17 protein-coding genes are annotated in these 20,755 nt (G+C 47.2%); 4 read left to right on the top strand and 13 right to left on the bottom strand.

Annotated elements, in window-relative coordinates; translation table 11 throughout:
- From ABZR88_RS03795 to ABZR88_RS03785, 3 genes are all read right to left on the bottom strand, one after another.
- Window positions 1–210 (bottom strand): hypothetical protein, encoded by a 210-nt coding sequence (locus ABZR88_RS03795; protein ID WP_107829839.1) that lies wholly within the window; start codon window positions 208–210, stop codon window positions 1–3.
- A 127-nt stretch (window positions 211–337) separates the two neighbouring features.
- Complete coding sequence (locus tag ABZR88_RS03790) at window positions 338–559, bottom strand: PspC domain-containing protein (RefSeq protein ID WP_107829836.1); 222 nt, start codon at window positions 557–559, stop codon at window positions 338–340.
- A 1-nt stretch (window position 560) separates the two neighbouring features.
- Complete coding sequence (locus tag ABZR88_RS03785) at window positions 561–1,847, bottom strand: DUF2851 family protein (protein WP_107829835.1); 1,287 nt, start codon at window positions 1,845–1,847, stop codon at window positions 561–563.
- Window positions 1,848–1,916: 69 nt separating this feature from the next.
- Here ABZR88_RS03785 and ABZR88_RS03780 point away from each other — a divergent pair, with 69 nt between their 5' ends.
- Window positions 1,917–3,068, top strand: coding sequence for an aminotransferase class V-fold PLP-dependent enzyme (locus ABZR88_RS03780; RefSeq protein ID WP_170113643.1), 1,152 nt, complete (start codon window positions 1,917–1,919; stop codon window positions 3,066–3,068).
- A 1-nt stretch (window position 3,069) separates the two neighbouring features.
- On the opposite strand, the gene ABZR88_RS03775 is transcribed toward ABZR88_RS03780, so the two are convergent.
- From ABZR88_RS03775 to ABZR88_RS03755, 5 genes are all read right to left on the bottom strand, one after another.
- Window positions 3,070–3,831, bottom strand: a complete 762-nt coding sequence (locus tag ABZR88_RS03775; RefSeq protein ID WP_107829831.1) for an MBL fold metallo-hydrolase — start codon at window positions 3,829–3,831, stop codon at window positions 3,070–3,072.
- On the bottom strand, window positions 3,828–4,100 hold the full coding sequence (locus ABZR88_RS03770; protein ID WP_107829829.1) for a hypothetical protein: 273 nt from the start codon (window positions 4,098–4,100) through the stop codon (window positions 3,828–3,830). Before ABZR88_RS03770 ends, ABZR88_RS03775 begins: the two co-directional genes overlap by 4 nt.
- Window positions 4,101–4,243: 143 nt before the next feature.
- On the bottom strand, window positions 4,244–4,918 hold the full coding sequence (locus ABZR88_RS03765; protein WP_107829827.1) for an outer membrane lipoprotein carrier protein LolA: 675 nt from the start codon (window positions 4,916–4,918) through the stop codon (window positions 4,244–4,246).
- Window positions 4,919–5,114: 196 nt separating this feature from the next.
- Window positions 5,115–7,739 carry a DNA translocase FtsK gene (locus ABZR88_RS03760; protein WP_107829825.1) on the bottom strand — a complete coding sequence of 875 codons (2,625 nt, stop codon included), beginning with the start codon at window positions 7,737–7,739 and terminating at the stop codon, window positions 5,115–5,117.
- 479 nt (window positions 7,740–8,218) lie between these two features.
- Window positions 8,219–9,082 carry a carbohydrate kinase gene (locus tag ABZR88_RS03755; RefSeq protein ID WP_107829823.1) on the bottom strand — a complete coding sequence of 288 codons (864 nt, stop codon included), beginning with the start codon at window positions 9,080–9,082 and terminating at the stop codon, window positions 8,219–8,221.
- Window positions 9,083–9,318: 236 nt separating this feature from the next.
- Here ABZR88_RS03755 and ABZR88_RS03750 point away from each other — a divergent pair, with 236 nt between their 5' ends.
- Window positions 9,319–11,724, top strand: a complete 2,406-nt coding sequence (locus ABZR88_RS03750; RefSeq protein ID WP_146166574.1) for a hypothetical protein — start codon at window positions 9,319–9,321, stop codon at window positions 11,722–11,724.
- Window positions 11,725–11,903: 179 nt separating this feature from the next.
- Here the strand turns inward: ABZR88_RS03750 and ABZR88_RS03745 are convergent, their stop codons facing one another.
- From ABZR88_RS03745 to ABZR88_RS03735, 3 genes are all read right to left on the bottom strand, one after another.
- Entirely contained in the window at window positions 11,904–12,590 is a 687-nt protein-coding gene (locus ABZR88_RS03745; RefSeq protein ID WP_107829820.1) for a response regulator transcription factor, read from the bottom strand.
- 107 nt (window positions 12,591–12,697) lie between these two features.
- Entirely contained in the window at window positions 12,698–14,338 is a 1,641-nt protein-coding gene (locus ABZR88_RS03740; RefSeq protein ID WP_107829817.1) for a sensor histidine kinase KdpD, read from the bottom strand.
- A gap of 11 nt (window positions 14,339–14,349) precedes the next feature.
- Entirely contained in the window at window positions 14,350–16,224 is a 1,875-nt protein-coding gene (locus ABZR88_RS03735) for a prolyl oligopeptidase family serine peptidase (RefSeq protein WP_107829815.1), read from the bottom strand.
- Window positions 16,225–16,568: 344 nt separating this feature from the next.
- Between ABZR88_RS03735 and ABZR88_RS03730 the strand changes: the two genes are divergently transcribed.
- Together ABZR88_RS03730 and ABZR88_RS03725 are read left to right on the top strand one after the other, a co-directional pair.
- Entirely contained in the window at window positions 16,569–18,368 is a 1,800-nt protein-coding gene (locus tag ABZR88_RS03730) for a tetratricopeptide repeat protein (RefSeq protein ID WP_107829813.1), read from the top strand.
- Window positions 18,369–18,428: 60 nt separating this feature from the next.
- Entirely contained in the window at window positions 18,429–18,743 is a 315-nt protein-coding gene (locus ABZR88_RS03725) for a DUF4286 family protein (protein ID WP_107829811.1), read from the top strand.
- Between the two features lie 88 nt (window positions 18,744–18,831).
- Here ABZR88_RS03725 and ABZR88_RS03720 read toward each other — a convergent pair whose 3' ends face one another.
- Window positions 18,832–19,644, bottom strand: coding sequence for a metallophosphoesterase (locus ABZR88_RS03720; protein ID WP_107829809.1), 813 nt, complete (start codon window positions 19,642–19,644; stop codon window positions 18,832–18,834).
- 267 nt (window positions 19,645–19,911) lie between these two features.
- A complete protein-coding gene (locus ABZR88_RS03715) occupies window positions 19,912–20,751 on the bottom strand; it encodes an OmpA family protein (protein ID WP_107829807.1) in 840 nt (279 codons plus the stop codon).
- Window positions 20,752–20,755: the final 4 nt, after the last annotated feature.

Raw genomic sequence — 20,755 nt, 5'->3', positions numbered from 1 at the left:
CTACAGCTTAATCACTCGTCCCTGATTATCCTCATCCTGATGGCCATGTGGCCGGGGCACACTTTTTACAATACTCACCAGCGTGTGGCCGATGGCGCTCATGGCCCCTACCCCGAATTTTAGAAACGGTTTCATTACATCGAGGTTGGAATGATGCGCGTCTGCTGAATGGTTTTTGCCGTTGTTGAGTTGTTTGTTGTGCTCTCCCATTATTTTGATTTATTTAATCATAGATTAATTAAAATAACCACAAAATGGAGTTTTGGTTTAAGAAACGATACAATCATTCCTATACGTCATTGCGAGGCAGCAAACAGTTTCAGGAAAGTAAAATCTATTACAAATCCGTTACGCGGCTGCGCAGACGTTTGATGTAGTTGCGAAAATCAAGCACGATGCCGGCGAAGAAATAGAAAATTAATGGGAAGCCTACCGACAGAAACGAGGTATAAATAAAAAACAGCCTGATTTTGGCAATAGAGATATTGAAGCGCTCGCCCAGGTAGGTACATACACCAAAAGAGTAACGTTCAAAGAAAGTGAGGATGCGCTGTATCATTTCAGGCTAACTTTAGTATCTTATTACCAACGCCGCATTGCAGGCATTTCTTATGATTACAGTAATTATTTTTTAATTCCAGCAATCCTTGCGACTCGAAGGCAGTATTCAATTTCACTCCTAAGTTAACAAATTCTTCTATGATTGTGTTTTGCTCGGCAGGTAAATTCTCTAATAGCTGTAAACTCCTGCTTACAAAATACTGCTGCTGTTGTTGTTTTCCGTAACTAAACAGAAACAAAACTACCGTATTAAGCAACAAATTATCTATCGCCCCGGCACCCAGATTCTTTGCCGAAGGCTTTGATTCTGCATCAAAACGGTAGTGGGCCTGCCAATACTCGTTTACCTGCAGGCCGGTAAACAGATTGCGCAGGGTAGCAACTTCTTTATAATCCAAAATCTTGCTGAACAAATGACTGCTACCCGATATCAGCGCCGCAAACTGCGCTAAACGAACTGTAGGGAAATTTTGCGGTCGCAGGCGCAGAAACTTCCACAGATGCTTCTCTACTGGCGTTAGCTGGTACTTCTTCCGAAGAAATGTATATTCTTCTTTTAGCTTGCGCGGATAATCGTCCTGCACATCATCCTCCAAAAAACCAGCCTGACCAAAGATCAATGCTTCCGTTTGCAAAGCACTGTTTTTATGCTTACCAAGGATGTGTTGCGGTAATGATCGCGCCAGCAATTCAAAGGGCAACGCATTTATTTTGAAACCAAAATTGGCCGCCAAAAAATGATAAAACGTTTCTTCCCAATCGCCTCGATTTTGTTCAAGGGCGTCCAATACGGTCTTTGATTTTTTCTCCAACCGCTCCACCAAAACACGGGTTAGCCAGTTGCGCAAAGTCAGGCTATCTACATTTACTATCGTCCCCTCGCAAGGGATAAATTGCTGATTGCTGAAAATGAGCTGGTGGTAACGATTATAAAGCGATTCGGGGATACGGTCTTGCAATTTCAGCGTTGGCACTTTGCGGCCGTCGTTCAATGTCAAAGGTGCGTCGTCGCGATAAACAACATGCAGGATCACGTTTTCATATGCGCCATCGGTTTGGTGCCCGTGCCGTTGCCAGTCAGACGAAGCCACATGCAATTCTACATTACCGGCCCAGGTGGTATCGCCAATACGGATACGGGCATTTTGAAAATCGGGACCACCGTCGGTGTGCGCCAGTCCGGCAGAAAAGATTTCGATCTCCTCACCATCGGTAGTGCGTAACTCCGTCCGCTCAAACAGGCGAAATTTCCATAGGTAATGCAGCAGGTCTTCTGTGATAAGCATGTTTCTAAAATATGCGCAAATGGGTGGATATGCAAGCGCTTTATAATTTCTTGTATCTTGTGGGTTTCTATGATACCCAGAGGACAGTTAGATATCAATTACCGCGACCTTTTAGCAGGCCTGAAATACTGCCTGCTTAATTCTCCCGAGTCGGTGACATCCTCAAGCCTTGATGAATCACTTTATCTCTCTGTCCGCACCGGTTTTCATTTAACGTTAAAAGCCCTCAACCTACCTGTTGGAAGCGAGATTATCGTTACTAATATCAATATCCCCGATATGTTTACCATCATAGCCGCGCATGGCCTTAAAGCTGTGCCGGTGCCCGTTGATAAACACAGTTTAAGTATTTCTATACACGATGTTGAGCGCGCCATAACGCCGCGTACCCGGGCGTTGTTGGTAACGCATCTTTTTGGCGCCATTACGCCGATGGATGAGCTGATAAATTTAGCCCAGCAACACGGATTAATAGTTTTTGAAGACTGCGCACAAGCTTACGCCGGAAACAGCTACCAAGGCCATCCGCGCACAGATGTGGTAATGTTTAGCTTCGGTCTTATCAAAACAAACACGGCTATAAGCGGCGCACAATTGATCATTAACAACCCCGAACTCAGCCGAAAGGTCATCGAACTAATTAATGGCCTACCCGTCCAACCTACACGCATTTTCAGGAAGAAACTGGTGAAAGCCTTGCTGATAAAACTGCTAACTGAAAGATCTGTCTACACTGCCTTCTATCACCTCATCAAACTAGCAGGCAAAGATTTTGACGCCGTATTATCAGGTTTTACAAGAGGTTTCCCGGGTGCTGATCTGCTACAGAAAATCAACTATCGCCCCTGTCCTGCCAATTTGAAACTGTTAGTAAGAAAGATAATTGGCTTTGATGAGGCCACGTTGGATAAAAGACGAAATCTTGCATTCGATGTAACTCAATGCCTTCCTGAAAACATGAGGATAGGCAATGGCAACAAGAGACATACATATTGGGTATGGCCGGTAGTATCTAACCATCCTCACCGGTTAATTGAACATCTGCGAGCGCAAGGATTTGACGCTACTCAGAAAGCATCGAGCCTGATAAAAATAGAACCAGACCGGCCAATAGCAAATAACGATTTAGTATTGGAGGATTTGGTTTACTTACCAATGTACATTAACATGACCACAAAACAGCGGAGCAAACTAAGCAGGCTGCTCAGTATAGCGCATTAACTCAAATCTCAATCTTCAGCCCGTCATAGGCCAGTTTGATATTGGGAGGTAGCTGCTCAGACACATCGACATGTTTACCCAGGCGGTGACTGATATGGGTGAACCAGGTGGTTTCGGCACCTATTTCTTCTGCAAAAGCTACAGCCTCATCAAAGGTCAAGTGAGAAATATGCTGCTCAAATTGCAGGGCATTGATCACTAAAGTTTTGGTACCTTTTATTTTTTCTTTTTCGATGTCTGACACTGTTTTAGCATCGGTGATATAGGTAAAATCGCCAATGCGGAAACCCAGGATAGGCAGCTTATAGTGCATTACCTCTATTGGGGTGAATTGAATGCCGCTCACATCAAAAGGCTCAGAGCCGATGGTATGCAGCACCAACTCGGGGATACCGGGATATTTAAACTCGTGAAAAACGTAAGAGAACTCGCGCTTCAGGGCTTCCTGCACGCGTAGTGTGGCATAAACATCAACCGGTGCTTTCTGGAAATAGTTAAAGGCGCGGATGTCATCCAGTCCGGCAATGTGGTCTTTATGCTCGTGGGTAAAAACAATGGCGTTGAGGTGCTTTACATGCTCGCGCAGCATCTGGTAACGAAAATCGGGACCAGAATCTATAACGATATTCTTACCGTCAGCCTCCAGCAAAATAGCCGTACGCAAACGATTATCGCGCGCATCGGTGCTGGCGCAAACTTCGCACGGACAAGCAATAACGGGCACGCCCTGAGATGTTCCGGTACCTAAAAATGTTACTGTCACAGCTCCAGGGTTGTTTGTTTTAGTGTTTGCAGAAAGGCAAATTGCCTATCGTCCAGCAGATTAATATCAATCTCTACTTCGCGGATCAGCTGCGCCACGGCATTAATGCGGCTTTCCAGATTGGCATACTTGTTTACCATTACCATTTTACTGCTCAGTAACATGCAGGCTCCTGTTTTAAAGTTTCCTTTCTCATAACGCACGCGGTAGCCAGCTGTTTTTAACAGCTGCTCTAATTTTTCGAGCGTATGGGTGGTCATGGTTAGCATGGTTTCAAAAATAGTTTTTTTGGTTCATGGTTCATAGATAATGGTTCATGGTTTTTAGATAATGACGATAAAAGGAATACATCGATTATTTAAAAGCCATCTTACCATCTATCAACTATGATCCGTGAACTATGGACCAAAGACTACCTCAAATCCACCAGCTCTACACCCGGATGTGCTGCTTTGTTCCACGTGAAAAGTGCATCTGTGGCCGGCGCATTGGGGGTAAACGTGTTGAGCGTATAGGTGTAATGCATGCCGCCTTTATCAAAAATAATGGCGCTGTAAATCTGTTTTTTTGCCTTATCAATCATCAGCCTTACTTTAAAAAAGTTTTTTGAGGCGTCAATCGGGCTCAGGTCTATCACCTGGCAAACACGGCCGCCAACTTTCTGATCGCCGGTGTACAGGTATTTGTAGCCGTGCTCATAGATGGTAAAAATGGTAGCAGGATTCAGTGCATCGTCGGTTTTGCCTGCGTTGTTTACCTGCACTTCTTTATCTGCTTTGAGATAGGTCCACTGGGTTTTGCCATCGCTGATGATCTCCTGCTCTACTGCCGTTTTTGATCCGGGGGCGTACATGGTCGCCTTAAACTTGTTCTGCTTAGGCCTGGTGATGAGCGTTCCGTTGGTGGTCGATTTATCGCCGGCCTGCGGGTTATCCAGCGTAAAAGTAAAATCGGTTTTAATGGAAGTATAGGTTTTATACTTCTGACTCACCTGGCTGAGTATGGTCTTGGCTTGCGCATCTTGCTGGGCCGAGGCTTTGAAACCAGCGGTTAGCAGCAGGGCAATATATAGGATGGTCTTTTTCATGTTTCTGTTAAATACTTGTTGGATGGATTTTGTTTGGCACCTCTCCCAACCCTCTCCAAAGGAGAGGGCTTTAAAAATCTTTTTGATTAGAGGAATCGCCCTAATATTGACTTTATTCATATTGGCGGGTTTAAACACCGTCTCTAAATAACAGCGGTTTCAACTCCCTCTCCTTCGGAGAGGGCCGGGGAGAGGTCTACTCCCCCTTCGCCAAACTTTCCAAATGTCTTTCCAGGCTATACTCATCCGGGTACAGCACATCGCGGGCTTTGCTGCCTTCAAACGGACCAACAATGCCGGCGGCTTCCAGTTGGTCAATAATACGGCCAGCGCGGTTGTAGCCCAGTTTTAGCTTGCGTTGGATGAGCGAGGTTGAGCCTTGCTGATGCAATACGATCAACCGGGCAGCGTCCTCAAACATTGGGTCGCGGTCTGATGCGTCAAACTCTTTCGGACTGTCATTACCATCACCATCGCCCACATATTCCGGCAGCAACAGGGCGGTTGGATAGCCGCGCTGATTACCGATAAAGTCTGAGATCTTCTCTACCTCCGGCGTATCCACAAAGGCACACTGCAAACGGATCAAGTCGCTGCCACTGGCCAGCAGCATATCACCACGACCGATCAGCTGGTCTGCACCGCCTGCGTCCAGGATGGTGCGCGAATCTATTTTAGACAATACGCGGAATGCCAAACGGGCCGGGAAGTTGGCCTTAATAGTACCCGTAATAATATTAACCGACGGGCGCTGCGTGGCAATAACCAGGTGTATACCAATGGCACGGGCCAACTGCGCCAAACGGGCAATAGGCTGCTCCACCTCTTTACCGGCGGTCATCATCAGGTCGGCAAACTCGTCTACCACCAGCACAATGAACGGCAGAAAACGGTGCCCGTCGTTCGGGTTCAGCTTGCGGTTAATAAATTTGGCGTTATACTCTTTCAGGTTTCGCACCTGCGCATCTTTCAGCAGGTCATAACGCTGATCCATCTCAATACAAAGCGAGTTGAGCGTGTTAATTACCTTCTTGGTATCGGTAATAATCGCATCGGCTTCATCAGGCAGTTTGGCCAGGAAGTGGCGCTCTATCTTGCGGAACAGGGTTAACTCTACCTTCTTAGGGTCAACCAATACAAACTTCAGTTCGGCCGGATGACGTTTATACAGCAACGATACCAGGATGGCGTTAATACCAACCGATTTGCCCTGACCGGTAGCACCAGCCACCAGTAAGTGCGGCATCTTGGCCAGATCGGCAATAAACACTTCATTGCTGATGGTTTTACCCAATGCTATTGGCAAATCCATGGTATTATTCAACCATTTCTCGGTAGCCAATACAGAGCGCATAGATACCATCTCCGGATTCTGGTTTGGCACCTCAATACCAATGGTTCCCTTGCCCGGCATCGGCGCAATAATGCGGATACCCAGCGCGGCCAGGCTCAGCGCAATATCATCTTCCAGGTTTTTGATCTTACTGATACGCACACCCGGCGCCGGGATGATCTCGTACAGGGTAACCGTCGGCCCGATGGTCGCCTTGATCTTCTCAATCTCTATGTTGTAGTGATTCAGCGTTTCAACAATCTTGTTCTTGTTGGCTTCCAGTTCATCAGAGTTTACTGCGATCTTGTTTGAGCCGTAGTTTTCCAGCAAATCAAGCGGCGGATGTTTATAGCTCGACAGATCCAGTTTAGGATCAAACGTGCCGAACTGGTCTACCAGTTCGTTTGCCTTCTTATCCGTATCGCTCATTTCAATGGCGGTTACCGGCGTTGGGCGCTCGGTTTCTACCGTCATCGGTATCTCGGTTTCTTCAGGTTCTTCTTCGGCAGTTACCTGCGGAGTCAGCGTCACAGGTTCGTGTCTAACCGTATTCTCTACCGGACTGGTAAATTGAGGCACCGCCGATTCCTCCTCGGCTGCTACCCGGCGCGGATTGATTACCGGCTCCTGTTGCATACGCTCACCACGATCCACTTCTGTGTCAATCGGCACATGTTGGCGGCCGTTTTTGCGCCATTCTACCGGTTCTGATATCTCTTCGTTTTCCAGTTCAACATCTGGCAAAACTATGTCATTGCCAAGGGCAACCGCGCTTTCACGTTTACGGCGCTCTGGCAATTTAAAGTCAATATTATAAGCAATTACCAGGGCAACCAGTAGTGCAAAAATGAGCAAACAGCCAGTGCCCGCCTGGCCTATCTGGGTATCCAGGTAGCGGTTAGTTACAAAGCCGAAGCCGCCCTCTGCAAAGTGCGGATAATCGCTCACAAAGCTGTGTATAAAACCAATGGTCATTGATATAAACACAATGCCAAAGCAGGCATAACCCAGCGTTTTGGTAATAGAGGCCAGCTTTACCTTGAACAGTAAACGATAGCCAATGATAAAGAACACCACAATAAAGATGAACGATGCCACACCGAACCACTCATAAATAAACTGGTTGGCCAGCAAGGCGCCAAATTTGCCCAGCCAGTTATCTACCACGGCATCCTGCGGACCGGCTAGCTGCGCGCTATGCTCGGTTTTTACAAAATTACCCCAGCCGCCATTAGCTGCGGCCACATAGCTCTGATCTTGTTCGCCGGTGAACAGGTATGATGTAAAGGCAATACAAAACAGTACAGAAAGGGCCAAAAACACCAATCCTGCAATTTTTATCAGCCTGCCTTCCTTCAAATTAAAAGTAGGCAAACTCTCCACACGCTGTTTAAACGGGCGCGAGCGCTTGGCTTTGCCTTTGACACTTTCGGTGCCTCTATCGTCCCTAAAACTATTTCCTTTAAACTGGTTTCCTCTTACCGGCATCCTATTTCACTTAGTACACAAATATAATTTTTTTATCAATACGTCATCCCGCGCTAAAATTTATGGTAAGAAGAAACCTCACCCCAGCCCTCTCCAAAGGAGAGGGAGATTTACTGGATTTCTTAGAAATACTCTCTCCTCTGTCCGTAGAACTCCTTTGGAGGAGAGGGTTTGGATTAGGCTTTTGAAAAGCACTGACAGTAATCCTTCGGCACCGATAGCCCCGTTTTCCGTTACAAGTCCTCATTCCGCTACGCTGCATTCCGGGCTTTCCACTGCAACCGGGTTTATGGGTGAGGGGCTATACAGTAATTCCCTTATGTCATGCTGAACGATAGTGAAGCATCTCTGAGGACTAGCAAATAGAACGGTCCTCAGAGATGCTTCGTTCCTCAACATGACATATTGGGACATACATTCGTAGAGATTTAATACTGGTTCACAAGTTTCCTCTCCTTCGGAGGAGAGGCCGGGAGGGGTTAAATCAGCCCTTCCGGATAAGCCGGGTTAGCCCCCCGTTGCGTAGTCACATAAGCACCCACTGCACAAGCTTTGTTCAATAACTTTTGAATATCCGTTTGCCCCGCCAGCAAGCCTGCCACAAACGTAGCCAGGAAAGAATCGCCGGCGCCAACCGTATCTACCACCTGTACCTGCTGGCCGGCATGTTCGTAAAATCGTCCGTCGTGCCATACCAGGGCGCCTTCTGCACCGCGGGTAACAATAATGGTTTGGTTATGATAAGTCTTTTGAAACTCTATTAGTTTTCCCCGCAAGTCATCATGGCTGCCACCAATAAGCATAACAGCTTCCTCCTCGTTCATCTTAATCACTTGTGATCGGGCGGCCAGCGCCTCGATGGTCGTCAACTCATAATGCGGCGGGCGCAGGTTCACATCAAAAACGCGCAGGTTATGGCTTTCATCGAGTAATGTATGCAGGGCAGCACGGGTATTATATTCGCGACAGGCAAGGCTGCCAAACACAATAGCATCGGCTTGTTTAGCAGCGGCAATCATTGCTGCATCAGCCTGCACATTATCCCACGATACCGGCTGCGGAATAATGTAGGCAGCCTGGTTCTGCTCATCCAGTTGAACCGTTACCTCGCAGGTAGGCAGCTCTTCATCACGCTGAATCAGGTTGGAGTGTAAGCCGGTACACGTTAAAAAAGCAACCAGTTCATCGCCAGAGGCATCGGCCCCTATCCTGCTGGTCATTTGCGCATCAATGCCTTGCTGCCGCAGATGCCGTGCCACGTTCATGGGCGCACCGCCTGGCTTCTTTTCATCGCCGAAGGCATCCCATAACACCTCACCGAAACATAATACTTTATTAGCCATTTTATTGCTTTTCAAAACCTGCACATGCAGGCATCAGGTTAAATATGGTTTCAATATCCATTAAATTAATGATATGAAAAAATGTTTGACACCGACGGATAAAGCCACGCCGCAACAGACGGCGGCATTAGAATATAATTAGAATCCTGAAAATCTTTCCAATCCCAAAAAATCATGATGCTGTTTTCGTTACATTTGGCACAGGCAATAACCCCTTATAAACCAAATAGAAACCTATGCCAAAACATTTGTTATGGCTTTTGCTGCTGCTTACCGTTTGCAGGGCAAAAGCGCAAACCGCTGCGCCGGTAAATCCCAACTTCAAATTATTTTTTGAGAAAACCTATCTGCACACAGACCGCGATGTTTACCTGCAGGGCGATACCCTCTGGTTTAAAGCCTACCTGGTAAACGCGCAGGATAACATCCCTATTGCTACCAGCAATAACCTGCATGTTGAACTGATTGATGCAGGCGCTACCATCCGCGGCAGCGAAGTAATCAAGTTAGATAACAGCTCGGGCCATGGTGATTTCATACTGGATACCGTACCCGCCGGCACCTATCGACTGCGTGCCTACACTAACTGGATGCGCAATTTTGGCGATAACTTTTTCTTTGAAAAACGTATCACCCTGCTACCATCAGCCAGCGGAAAGGCAACGGCTAACAATGCCGCAAAAGCTGGAACAGCCAGCGTTACACCTGCACCTGTTACAGCCCCTGCTACTCCTTCTGCCCCAACCGTTCGTTTCTTCCCGGAGGGCGGCTCGTTAGTTGAGGGACTGGGCAGCATTGTAGCCGTAAAAGCCGAAGATGGCGACGGACTAGGTTTGCCTGCCACAGGCGCAATACTCTCTGCCGCCGGCGATACCGTGGCTCATTTTAACTGCGATGCCGAAGGCATGGCACTATTTGCCTTGCTGCCTGTTGCGGGCCAGTCATACAAAGCGGTAGTACTGTTAAATAAAAAACCGGCAACCTTCCAGCTGCCGTCGGCATTAAAAGAAGGTTTGGCCTTGCAGATCAGGCAATCAGATAGCTTGTTGACAACGGTTATCTCGCGTAATAGCACATCGATGCCAACGGCGTATAGGTTAACGGTGAAACATGGTGGAGTATCGCTCATTAGTCAGGATATTCAGTTAACTGGTAACCAGCTGGCTGCGCGGATACCTACTGCCACCCTGCCAGAAGGTGTATCGGCAGTAACTATTTATGACGACCAAAACAAACCGCATTGCGAGCGCCTGGTGTACATCCATCATCCGGGACAAAGCAACATCAGCCTTAATACCAACAAAAAAGTTTACAAAACCAGCGAGCCGGTTACGCTTAACATCGGTACAAAACCCAACGCCAACCTTTCTGTAGCGGTGGTTGACCAAAGCGTTGCCCTGCAACAAGATGACATTGCCGCTTACCTGCTGCTGGGGTCTGAACTGCGCGGACAGATCCACCATGCAGCCCGCTATTTTGATACCACCAACGTTAACCGCTTTAAGCAGGTAGATATGCTGCTGCTTACCCAGGGCTGGCGCGATTTTGTGTGGCGCAGGCTCATTGACTCGGGCATCCATATTAGCTATATGATGGAAGAAGGCATACCTATTGACGGCAAAGTAACAGACGACAATACCGAGAGCCCTATACCTAACCTTAATCTATCTTTATTTGCGCCCGAAGCTAAGGGCGGTACCCTGCAATCTGCCCGCAGCGATGCCGACGGTCGCTTCCACTTCCCTGGATTGATCTGGTACGGCAAAGAAAATATTAAGATGGCCGCGTTAAACGATAAAGGCGTAAAACAAGGCAGCATCCAGTTAGATAAAAACTTGACGGTTGCGGCAGTTGCGCCCATGGCATTTAACAAGCTTGCAAAGCAAGACAGCATTGGCATAGCTAAAGCCGGCCAGGTGCAACTGGCTCTCGATGCTAAACGCCCCGACGTAACCCAACTAAAAGAAGTAAAAGTGCGGGCCAACAGAAGCAGTGTGGTGCTGCGCGGCGGCAAAGTGCTTACTACATGGGGCGACCAGCAAATGTTCAACATCACTCCGGATGACAAACAATACAAAACCTTAGAATGGTACCTGCTGCAAAAAATGAAAGGCGCAACGCAGGCCGGCGCAGATGATAACGGCATTTATTATATGCGTAAACAACCACTGCTGTTTATAAATGATGTGGAGCTGAATATGGACGATACCGCCCAGGCCAACGCCTACCGCATTCAATATTACAACATGCCTATTACCAAGTTTAAAAAGATTGTGTTTAAGCCGATGATTGGTACAGATCACTCGCTCAATGCCACTAAAATAACAGAGGGCCAGTTACAGGATTATTTCCTGCTCTACCTTTATCTGGTTGATGATGCCACGATAGACAACCCAGGCTCATTACAAACATTTAGAGACGGCTATTACCAGGCTAGGGTATTTTATAAACCAGCTAATGAGAAAGAGGTAACCAAGGCCGGCTACCGCCCTACCATCCACTGGGAACCAGACGTACATGCCGATGCCAGCGGCCATGCCAGCATCAACTTTTTAAACAATGGCGAAGCCGGAAAAGTTATTGTACAGGGCATTACCCCTGCGGGTGTTCCGGTTAGTGGGTCATTGGTGATCGGGCATTAGTCATTGGGCTACCTCATGTCATGCTGAGGAACGAAGCATCTCTGCCGCAAATCATTACGGACTGTCCTCAGAGATCCTTCGCTACCGCTCAGGATGACATAAAGTATAAAAACGAGAAAAGCGGCATAAGCCGCTTTTCTCGTTTTTATCAATATTTATGACTCACTATTCACCACTCACTACAAAACAAATTTGTAGCCAATGCCCCTTACCGTTTGCAGGTATTTAGGTGAATCTGGGTTGTCTTCTATCTTTTTACGCAGGCGCACAATGTGCATATCCAGTGTACGGGTATTTACATCGGCGTTATAGCCCCATACTTCCATCATCAGTTCTTCGCGGTTAATTACCTTGTTTTTGTTTTTGAGGAAGTATAGCAGAATGCGGTTTTCCAGTATGGTCAGCTCCACCTTGCGGCCGTCTTTGATCAGCGTGTGGGTATTAGGCTGATGCTCCATATTGGCAAACTTGTACGATTCGGTTTTCTCAATGCTCATCGAAAACTTGATCTTGTTATCAATCAAAGCCACCAGCACATCCATGTTAAACGGCTTGGTAATATAATCAGACACGCCGAAGTTGTAGGCCTCAATTTTATCAATATCCTGCGCTTTGGCCGTCATCATGATAATCAGCTTATCAAAACCTTTCTGCCTGATGTTGGCACAAACCTCAGAACCCTGCTTACCGGGCAACATCCAGTCGAGCAGAACAATATCGGGCTGCTCTTCCACAATCATTTTTTCGGCCTCGTCGCCATTGGCGGCCTCATAAACTTTGTAACCTTCAGTGTGCAGGCGCTCTGCTACCAGAAAACGCAGGTTCTCGTCGTCTTCAACCAGTGCAATTTTTATTTCTTTGTTCATTATTGGTTAGATATGAGATCTGAGATATGAGATTTGAGACAGAAGACTTGCAAACAGATCATTTATGACCAAACAAAATCTCATATCTCATATCTCACATCTCAAATCTAACTGTCAATAGGCAGGGTTACTATAAACTCCGAGCCTTCGTTCTCTTTACTTTTTACGGTGATATCGCCATCCATAAAATTAACCAGTTCTTTACAAAACGCCAGGCCCAGCCCCACGCTGCCATTCTGGTTGTATTTATTCTCTATGCGATAAAATTTCTTAAACACATTCTCCAACTCACTCTTGGGTATCCCAATCCCTTTATCAGCGAATGAAAATACAATATTCCTTCGCTCTGTCAAAATCCTGATCTTCACCTCACGCTTATCCGGTGCCGAATATTTGTAGGCATTCTCTATCAGGTTCTGGAAAAGGCTCCCCAACAGCACCGGGTCTGTTACAAACGTTTTCACCCCGGTTATCTTATAGCTCAGCTTCAGATCATGATACTTCAGCCTGAACATATCAAGGTAAGTGGTAATGAACTGTTCTACGTCAATTTCCTCTTTTTTAATCTGTATTGACCGATTTTCAATCTGTGTAAACGATAACAACTTGTTCATCAGATTGTTCAGCTTGTCGGCTTCCTCGTCCAGTATCTTGCCATAATGTTTACGCTGGCGTTCGGTCAGTTCGGCCTCGCTGCGCAGGTTTGAGCCGGCTATTTTTATCACACTTACGGGCGTTTTAAACTCGTGTGTAAAATTATTGATGAAATCGTATTGCAGCTTAAAAAGCCTGATGTTGATGTTGAGATTACGGTAAATGAGCCAGCCAATTACCACCAGAAACAGGTAGATGAGCAGGATGATAGCAGCCGTTGGCGTAAAGCGACGGGCCACCTCGCTGCCCAGGTAATCCCTGTCTGACCGGAAGTAGAGTTTATAGTTAGCAAACGCACCGGGGAAGGCGGCTTCAGTAGAGAGCTTGTCGGCGCCGGTATCCAGCGGGTCATAAACCACCGGCTGCACGCTTACTTCCTGGTAGAGTTCTTTGTGCGAATTTTTCACTTCCAGATCTGCAGCATCCAGAAAGAAGGTCATCATGTTCTGCGGATAGAAGGCGGACGGCCTGCCGCTACGCTGCAACTCGCGATAGGTTTTTATCTCTTGCGGGCGTGGGATATTGAGATAACTGATCTTGCCCGACTGCACATCATAAAACGTTTTAAACTGCTCGTCCTGGTTGGGGCCGCGGGTGGTATCGGCAGTGGCAATATAGTTACTCAGCCTGTCGGCCATCGGTTTAAAATCTGTTTCTTCTGATGGTCTGGCACGACGCACTTCGGCCAGTCTGCCGTTATGTTCCGTGTAAACGTAACTGGCCTTTACGGCAATACCCAGCTTACCCTTCATGTGCTCGGCAGATTGATTGCCGATAACGATGTTATAAAACACCATGCGGTTTACAAACGGATAGCTGATAAATACCGATGATGCATATTTAGCCGCCGAAGCCGAATCCAGGAAACCATTGTAGGAAGTGATCTCTGGAATCTTGTTCCTGAAAAAATCAAAGTAGGGTTTGGTGGTCTGTTCCAGGATATCGCTCTTGCGCGAGTCGAACTCGTTTTGTACGTATTTCTGGGTAAAGTTATAGGTAATGATAAGGGCAATAACCAAGCTTACCGATATCATGATCAGGAAGGTGATAATGAGCAGAAAATTTTTCCGGTAAGCGTTATCTGGAACCCGCATAAAGTACAAACCTACGGTTTAACGCGCATATTAGTATCCAGAAAGCGCTCTATTTCAGCATACATTTCCATGCGGTTATGGCCTCCCCAGCTTTGGCGTTCGTCTTTTTTATAAATGTATGTTACTGGCACCTTGCGGCGTTTCAGTTCGCTTACAAACTGGGTAAGCTCGCTCACGTTGGCACGCGGGTCTCGCCCTCCCTGGAATATCAGCAGCGGCGCCTTAAACTTATCGGTATGAAACACCGGCGAGATATTACGCAGTTGATCTGCATCGGTTTCGGGATTGCCTACCATCTCATACATCATCCTTACAGATGATTTAAAGTATGGCGGCACATCTTTAATATAAGTAAAGAAGTTGATTAAACCCGACTGCACCACCGCGCAGCTATACAGCTCCGGATGGGTTGATACGCCATACAGCGCGCTAAAACCACCAAAGCCACTACCCATAATGGCCACCTTTTTAGGATTGGCAATTTTTTGAGCGATGAGCCATTTCACGCCATCAGCAATGTCTTGCTGCATTTTGCCGCCTACCTGTTTAAAGCCTGCGCTGTAATAAGCCTTGCCGTAACCGGTAGAACCACGGTAATTTACCTGGAACACGGCATAGCCACGATTAGCCAAAAACTGCAGCTCGCTGTTATACCCCCAGCCATCGCGCCTCCACGGACCGTTATGCACCAGCACTACCACCGGCAGGTTGGTTTGCTTTTGGGTTTGCGGCAGGGTAAGGTACCCGTTGATCTGCATCCCGTCAGAAGCTTTGAATGAGATGGGTTTGATCTCACACAGCAGATCATGTTTCAGGCTGCTGTTCAGATCACCAATCTTGGTCAGTTTCTTGCCGTCTTTCTCGTACAGGTAGTATGAACCCGGATCACGATCGGCATAGGTATAAATGATAAACTTACGCTCGGCACTATCGCGATCGGTAATTTTTATTTTGATGCCATGCAGTTTGGCGCTAACGTCATCATAAATGGCTTTGGTAGCCGCATTCAGAAAGTAGGTTTGCTGCTTGGCATCCACCCATGATATAGACTCCATGCGGCGTTTGTTGCGCGAATAGCTATAATCGCTGATATCGGCTTTATCACTGGCGTAGTCTACCTTTTCTTCTTTCCCGGTTTCAGCATTGATTTCTACGAGGGCGGTTTTATCACGATCAACGTTTGATAGCGCATAAAACAGGTTCCCCTCGCCGGTAAAAGCAATAGGCACTACCGAGTTTTTAAAGTTGTTTTTGATGATGGTTTTAAACGGTGCCGACTCGGTATGCCGATACAAGATCGACTCGTTTACCCCGTCTGACGATTTGGCCAGGTGGATGCGCCCGTCAGGATCAGAGTACCACTCGGTAATATTACCGGGGTTAATGACGTAGGGCTTCAGCTCACCTGTCTGGATATTCAGTTTATAAACATCAAAATTGGTGGAGTCGCGTTTGTTCATCACCACGCTCAATATATCAGGTTGCTGCTTGGCACGGCCCAGTATTTTAATGCGGATCTTCTCCTGGGTAAGCAACACACGGTTCTTCATCGTCCCCAGATCAAACGCATACATCCTGAACTGGTCTATCGGCCTGTCGCCTGGGTTAGTAGCTTTTTTATCAGCGTTCTGGTAATAAACTATCTGGTTATCAAAGGTCCACACGTAATCGCGCACCGCAAAATCGGTGTAAGATGTTATTCTTTTCTCGGTACCGTCTGTCAGCGATTGGATGAAGATGTTCTGCTGATCTTTGTAGGGTTTCAGGTAGGAGATGTACTTACCGTCGGGCGAGATCTTGAAACTGCTTTTATCGGGGATCTTGAAGAAATTACGCACAGGTATCTCGCTCACCTGCTTGTCTTTACAAGCCTGCAAGACAATCATCAGCAAAAAAACACTCAGAAAATATATTTGCTTTGATGTTCTACGCACTTGTCACTAACTAATTAATCAGGTCAAAATAGCTATTTTAGTTCGACCGGGCCTAATGTCACTACAATTTTACCCGCTTTTAGCGTTAAGATATATATCTGTATTTTCATTTAAAATGATACTTTTAAGTAACCCAAATACGGAAAATAAACACCTTGTCATTGCGAGGAGGAACGACGAAGCAATCTCGTCATCTGCAATGTGACGAGATTGCTTCGTCACCCAGATGCTCATCCCCTGCCGTTCCTCGCAATGACAACATTGCAAACCTGTATAATACCAGCTACCAAAAACAAATGAAACGGGCGCTACTCATCTTCTTACTTTTCTTCGCTGTCAAAGCCTTTGCCCAAAGCGGAGAGATTGACCTGGCCCGCCAGTACAGTTCAAACGGCGAGGATGAAAAAGCGCAGGAAATTTACCAGAAGCTCTACCGCCAGAATAACGAGATTTATTATAACGATTACCTGGAAGGCCTGCTCAAGCTAAAGAAATATGACGAGGCCGAAAGCGCTACCAAGAAACTGTTGCGCAAACACCCCGGCACCATTCAGTACAATGTAGCACTGGCGCGCATCTATAAGGTCAGCGGCGCCAAAGACAAAGCCGAAGCCGTTTATGCCGATATTTTAAAAGATCTGCCCGCCGATTACAATAACATTGCCGGTCTGGCCACCCAGTTTTACCAGGGCGAGAACATGGATATGGCCGTCAGGGTATTTCTGCAAGGCCGCAAGGTGCTCAAGAACGATCAGGCTTTTACTATGGAACTCATCAGCCTGTATCGTTTTAAACGAGATAAGGCGGCTATGGTTAACGAGTTTCTGAACTTTTTGCCGGCCAATCCGGGCTATATCAGTCAGGCGGAAAATACCATCGCCACCACTTTTGAGCCGGGCGACTATGACATGCTACGTACTGAACTGCTGAAACACATACAGCAGGATCCGCAGCAGCTGGTTTTTCCCGAAATGCTTACCTGGCAATACCTGCAGCAAAAAGACTATGAGCAGGCGCTGAACCAGGCCCTGGCGCTGAGCCGCCGCCGTAATGATGGTGGCGAGAGTATTTTTGACCTGTGCCAGACGCTGATGGCCAATCAGGCTTATGACGAGGCCATACGCGGATATGAATACCTGATTGGCAAGGGCAGCAATAACCCGCTTTATTTGCAAGCCAAAATAGAACAGATCAACGCCAAAAACCTGAAGGTAACGGCCGATAAATACACCCAGGCTGATCTGCTGAGCTTGGAGAAAGATTATAACGATCTGCTCACTGAGTTTGGTCGGTCTTCGTCTACCGTGTTTGCCATGGAACGCCTGGCGCTACTGGAAGCATTTAAGCTACACAAACTGGAAGATGCCCAAAAACTGCTGGAAGATGCCATAAAAATCACCAACGTAAGTGGCAATATGCTGGCCATCTGCAAGCTTGATCTGGGTGATATTTACCTGATGACCAACCAGCCCTGGGAAGCCACCCTGTTGTACAGTCAGGTAGAGAAAAGCAATAACGATAACCTTGGACAGGACGCCAAGCTGCGTAACGCCAAGCTGGCTTACTATACCGGCGATTTTAAATGGGCCAAAGGCCAGCTGGATGTATTGAAGGCTGCTACCAGTCAGCTGATTGCCAATGATGCGCTAAACCTCTCCCTGCTCATTAGCGATAACACCGCCGGGGCCGACAGCGCCGGCCTGGCCCTGAAAATGTATGCCCGTGCAGATCTGCTGATCTTTATGCAACAGCCAGACAAAGCCATGATGACACTGGATAGCATCGACAAGAAATATCCCGGCAACTCACTGGTAGACGATATCCTGATGGCCAAAGCGCGCATCTACCTGCAACAAAAAGATTATAAAGCTGCCGTGCCCAATTTGAAGACCATTGCCGAGCAACACCAATACGGCCTTTGGGCCGATGATGCCGTTTTTATGCTGGGCGATATTTACGAGAACCAGCTCAATGATAAGGAACAGGCTAAAAGCTATTATCAGAAAATCATTACCGATTATCCTGGCAGCCTGTATATCAACGAGGCCCGCAAGCGTTTCAGAACGTTGAGGGGCGATAAGATGAATGGGACGTAAACCTCTCCTAAATCCTCTCCAAAGGAGAGGACTTTCTATGCAAATAAATATCTTTGCCCGATGATAGTTTACAATGAAACCTATGTGATGGATGAGGCCGTTCACCACCAGTGGGTGCAGTGGATGCAAGAAGAACAAATTCCGGCCATTATGAAAACCGGCTGGTTTAACTCATACACTATCCTGAGCGTGCTCGACTCGCCCAACGAAGGCGTTACCTATTGCGTACAATACGTAGCCGACTCGCGCCATAGTCTTGATTATTTCATGAAGAAACATTTCAACTGGTTTCAGCAATTGCAAGCGCAAAAATTTGAAAATCAGTTTGTGATGTTTAACTCGGTAATGAACCTGATAGCCAGCAGCGGAAAATAATTTGGTGAGTAGTGAATTGAGAGTAACGATTCCCCTCCACACTCACAACTCACAACTCACTACTCACCACTGACTACTGACAACTCACTTAATCCACCCTCAAATCTTTCGGCATCCGGCCGTATAATAAGAAACGGGCCGCATCTGTATTACCATTAGCTTTGGCGGCTTCTGATGCGGCATCCCAATCGTAAGTACATAGTACCTGCTCTATATTGATCTCGCCTTCATCGCCCACCGTTACAATAGCATATTTAGCGTGTGGCGAGTTTGACTCCATCGCAAAGCGATGCTTGCCTGTGCCCAGGTAAGCAGGCAAACCAACGCTGCCAGGATTTAAAATAATCTTACCATTGCTCAACCAAATCACCCGGTTTACATGCGAGTGTCCGCATAAAATTACCTGCTCTTTAATGTTGGCCGTTTTAGCTATCAGATCTTCATCATTATAAACAAAAACACCGTTGGGTGTCACCTTCTCCAGCAAGTATTCGTTATCGCTTTCGGGTGTACCATGACACACAAAGAAAACGCCGTCGGCGGTTGTGGTTTGAGGGAGCGAACGCATCCACTCTAAACTACCTTCAGATAGGTCGGCCACCACCCTATCCATCCCCGGCTTGCGCTTGGCCGATGGATCTGCAACTGCTTCCAATATTTCCCTATCGGTATTGCCGGTAATGCACAGCATCGGGTGCTCGCGCAATTGGGCCGCAACCTTCTCTGGCTCTAAAGCACCAAAAAAGAAATCGCCCAGGTTAATAATGGCGTTGATGCCGCGTTGCTGAATGTCTTCCAGTACTGCTTCCAATGCGCGTGAGTTTCCGTGAATGTCTGATATGATGGCGTATGGTTTCATTACCCCTCCTAACCTCCCCGAAGGGGAGGAACTGTTATTCATTATACTATATCGTTAAACAAAAAAGGCACAAATTGTTGTGCCTTTCTAAAAATTATCCGTTGTCCCCCGAGCCCTGATTGATGTGGGAAGGGTTGTCATGTTGAGCGTGTCGAAACACGCGCGACGGCCTTTCAAACATTTATGTCCGCCGGATAGGCCCGCCAGCACCCTTCGACAAGCTCAGGATGACACCTTACGCTTTTGATTGCTCATTAACTCCTCCCCTTCGGTCCGAAGGACTCCTTGGGAGGGAGGCCGGGAGGGGTATTACTTTGTTATCAAATTGTACAGCTCATCCAGTTTCGGACTCAGCACAATTTCAATGCGGCGGTTTTTGGCCAGCGCTTCTGGGGCGGTACCCGGGTCAATCGGCTGGTACTGGCTTTTACCGGTAGCAGTCAGGCGCTCTGGCGATACTTTCTCAGTCTCGGTCAAATAACGGGTTACTGATGTAGCGCGCAGTACGCTCAGGTCCCAGTTATCTTTGATCTGGCCCAGGTTAATTACCTTTTTGTTATCGGTATGGCCTTCAACAGCTATGTTAATTTCGGTTTCTTTGTTCAGCACAATAGCCAACTGCTTCAACGCCTGCTTGCCCTTCTCGTCAATCACAATACTGCCTGACGGGAATAACAGCTTATCAGCAAGCGATACGTACACTTTACCGTTACGGATATCAACCGATAAACCACTTTGCTGGAAGCCCAGAAGTGCTTTTTGCAGTTTATCTCTTAACGCGTTCGTAGCTTCATCGCGTTTACGCAGCGCGTCTTCTACCTCTTTCAGGCGGGCCTCACGTTTTTGCAGGTCGCCAGATAGCTGACTTACTTTGCTATCGTATTTATTGTTCAGCGCGTCTATGTTTTTGTTGGCGGCGGTCAGGTTGCCGTTAAGCTCGTTGTAGCTTTTCTGCAGATCGGCCATTTCGCGGTGCAGGCGAGCGGTATCGCTTTGCAGGCGCGAGCGTTCGGCCTCCAGATCGTTAGTGCGGGTTGACAGTGAATCGCGCTGGGCAACCAGGGCTTTGTATTTCTTTGGCGACATTACCACGCACGATTGCAGGGCGGCGGCCGCAATAACAACAAATAATAAGGACTTAATTTTCATGTAT

The sequence above is a fragment of the Mucilaginibacter yixingensis genome, from assembly GCF_041080815.1.
In the GTDB taxonomy this organism is placed as follows: Bacteria; Bacteroidota; Bacteroidia; order Sphingobacteriales; family Sphingobacteriaceae; genus Mucilaginibacter; species Mucilaginibacter yixingensis.
The sequence above is the reverse complement of the archived record's forward strand: the minus strand, read 5'-3'. Positions and strand labels throughout refer to the sequence as shown.

Bases quoted from the DNA above. Each gene is read 5' to 3' on its own strand.
- ABZR88_RS03765 (WP_107829827.1), bottom strand. From the start codon at position 4,918: ATGAAAAAGACCATCCTATATATTGCCCTGCTGCTAACCGCTGGTTTC.
- ABZR88_RS03795 (WP_107829839.1), bottom strand. From the start codon at position 210: ATGGGAGAGCACAACAAACAACTCAACAACGGCAAAAACCATTCAGCA.
- ABZR88_RS03770 (WP_107829829.1), bottom strand. From the start codon at position 4,100: ATGCTAACCATGACCACCCATACGCTCGAAAAATTAGAGCAGCTGTTA.
- ABZR88_RS03715 (WP_107829807.1), bottom strand. From the start codon at position 20,751: ATGAAAATTAAGTCCTTATTATTTGTTGTTATTGCGGCCGCCGCCCTG.
- ABZR88_RS03730 (WP_107829813.1), top strand. From the start codon at position 16,569: ATGAAACGGGCGCTACTCATCTTCTTACTTTTCTTCGCTGTCAAAGCC.
- ABZR88_RS03780 (WP_170113643.1), top strand. From the start codon at position 1,917: ATGATACCCAGAGGACAGTTAGATATCAATTACCGCGACCTTTTAGCA.
- ABZR88_RS03735 (WP_107829815.1), bottom strand. From the start codon at position 16,224: ATGATTGTCTTGCAGGCTTGTAAAGACAAGCAGGTGAGCGAGATACCT.
- ABZR88_RS03755 (WP_107829823.1), bottom strand. From the start codon at position 9,082: ATGGCTAATAAAGTATTATGTTTCGGTGAGGTGTTATGGGATGCCTTC.
- ABZR88_RS03720 (WP_107829809.1), bottom strand. From the start codon at position 19,644: ATGAATAACAGTTCCTCCCCTTCGGGGAGGTTAGGAGGGGTAATGAAA.
- ABZR88_RS03740 (WP_107829817.1), bottom strand. From the start codon at position 14,338: ATGCGGGTTCCAGATAACGCTTACCGGAAAAATTTTCTGCTCATTATC.
- ABZR88_RS03725 (WP_107829811.1), top strand. From the start codon at position 18,429: ATGATAGTTTACAATGAAACCTATGTGATGGATGAGGCCGTTCACCAC.
- ABZR88_RS03785 (WP_107829835.1), bottom strand. From the start codon at position 1,847: ATGCTTATCACAGAAGACCTGCTGCATTACCTATGGAAATTTCGCCTG.
- ABZR88_RS03760 (WP_107829825.1), bottom strand. From the start codon at position 7,739: ATGCCGGTAAGAGGAAACCAGTTTAAAGGAAATAGTTTTAGGGACGAT.
- ABZR88_RS03750 (WP_146166574.1), top strand. From the start codon at position 9,319: ATGCCAAAACATTTGTTATGGCTTTTGCTGCTGCTTACCGTTTGCAGG.
- ABZR88_RS03745 (WP_107829820.1), bottom strand. From the start codon at position 12,590: ATGAACAAAGAAATAAAAATTGCACTGGTTGAAGACGACGAGAACCTG.
- ABZR88_RS03790 (WP_107829836.1), bottom strand. From the start codon at position 559: ATGATACAGCGCATCCTCACTTTCTTTGAACGTTACTCTTTTGGTGTA.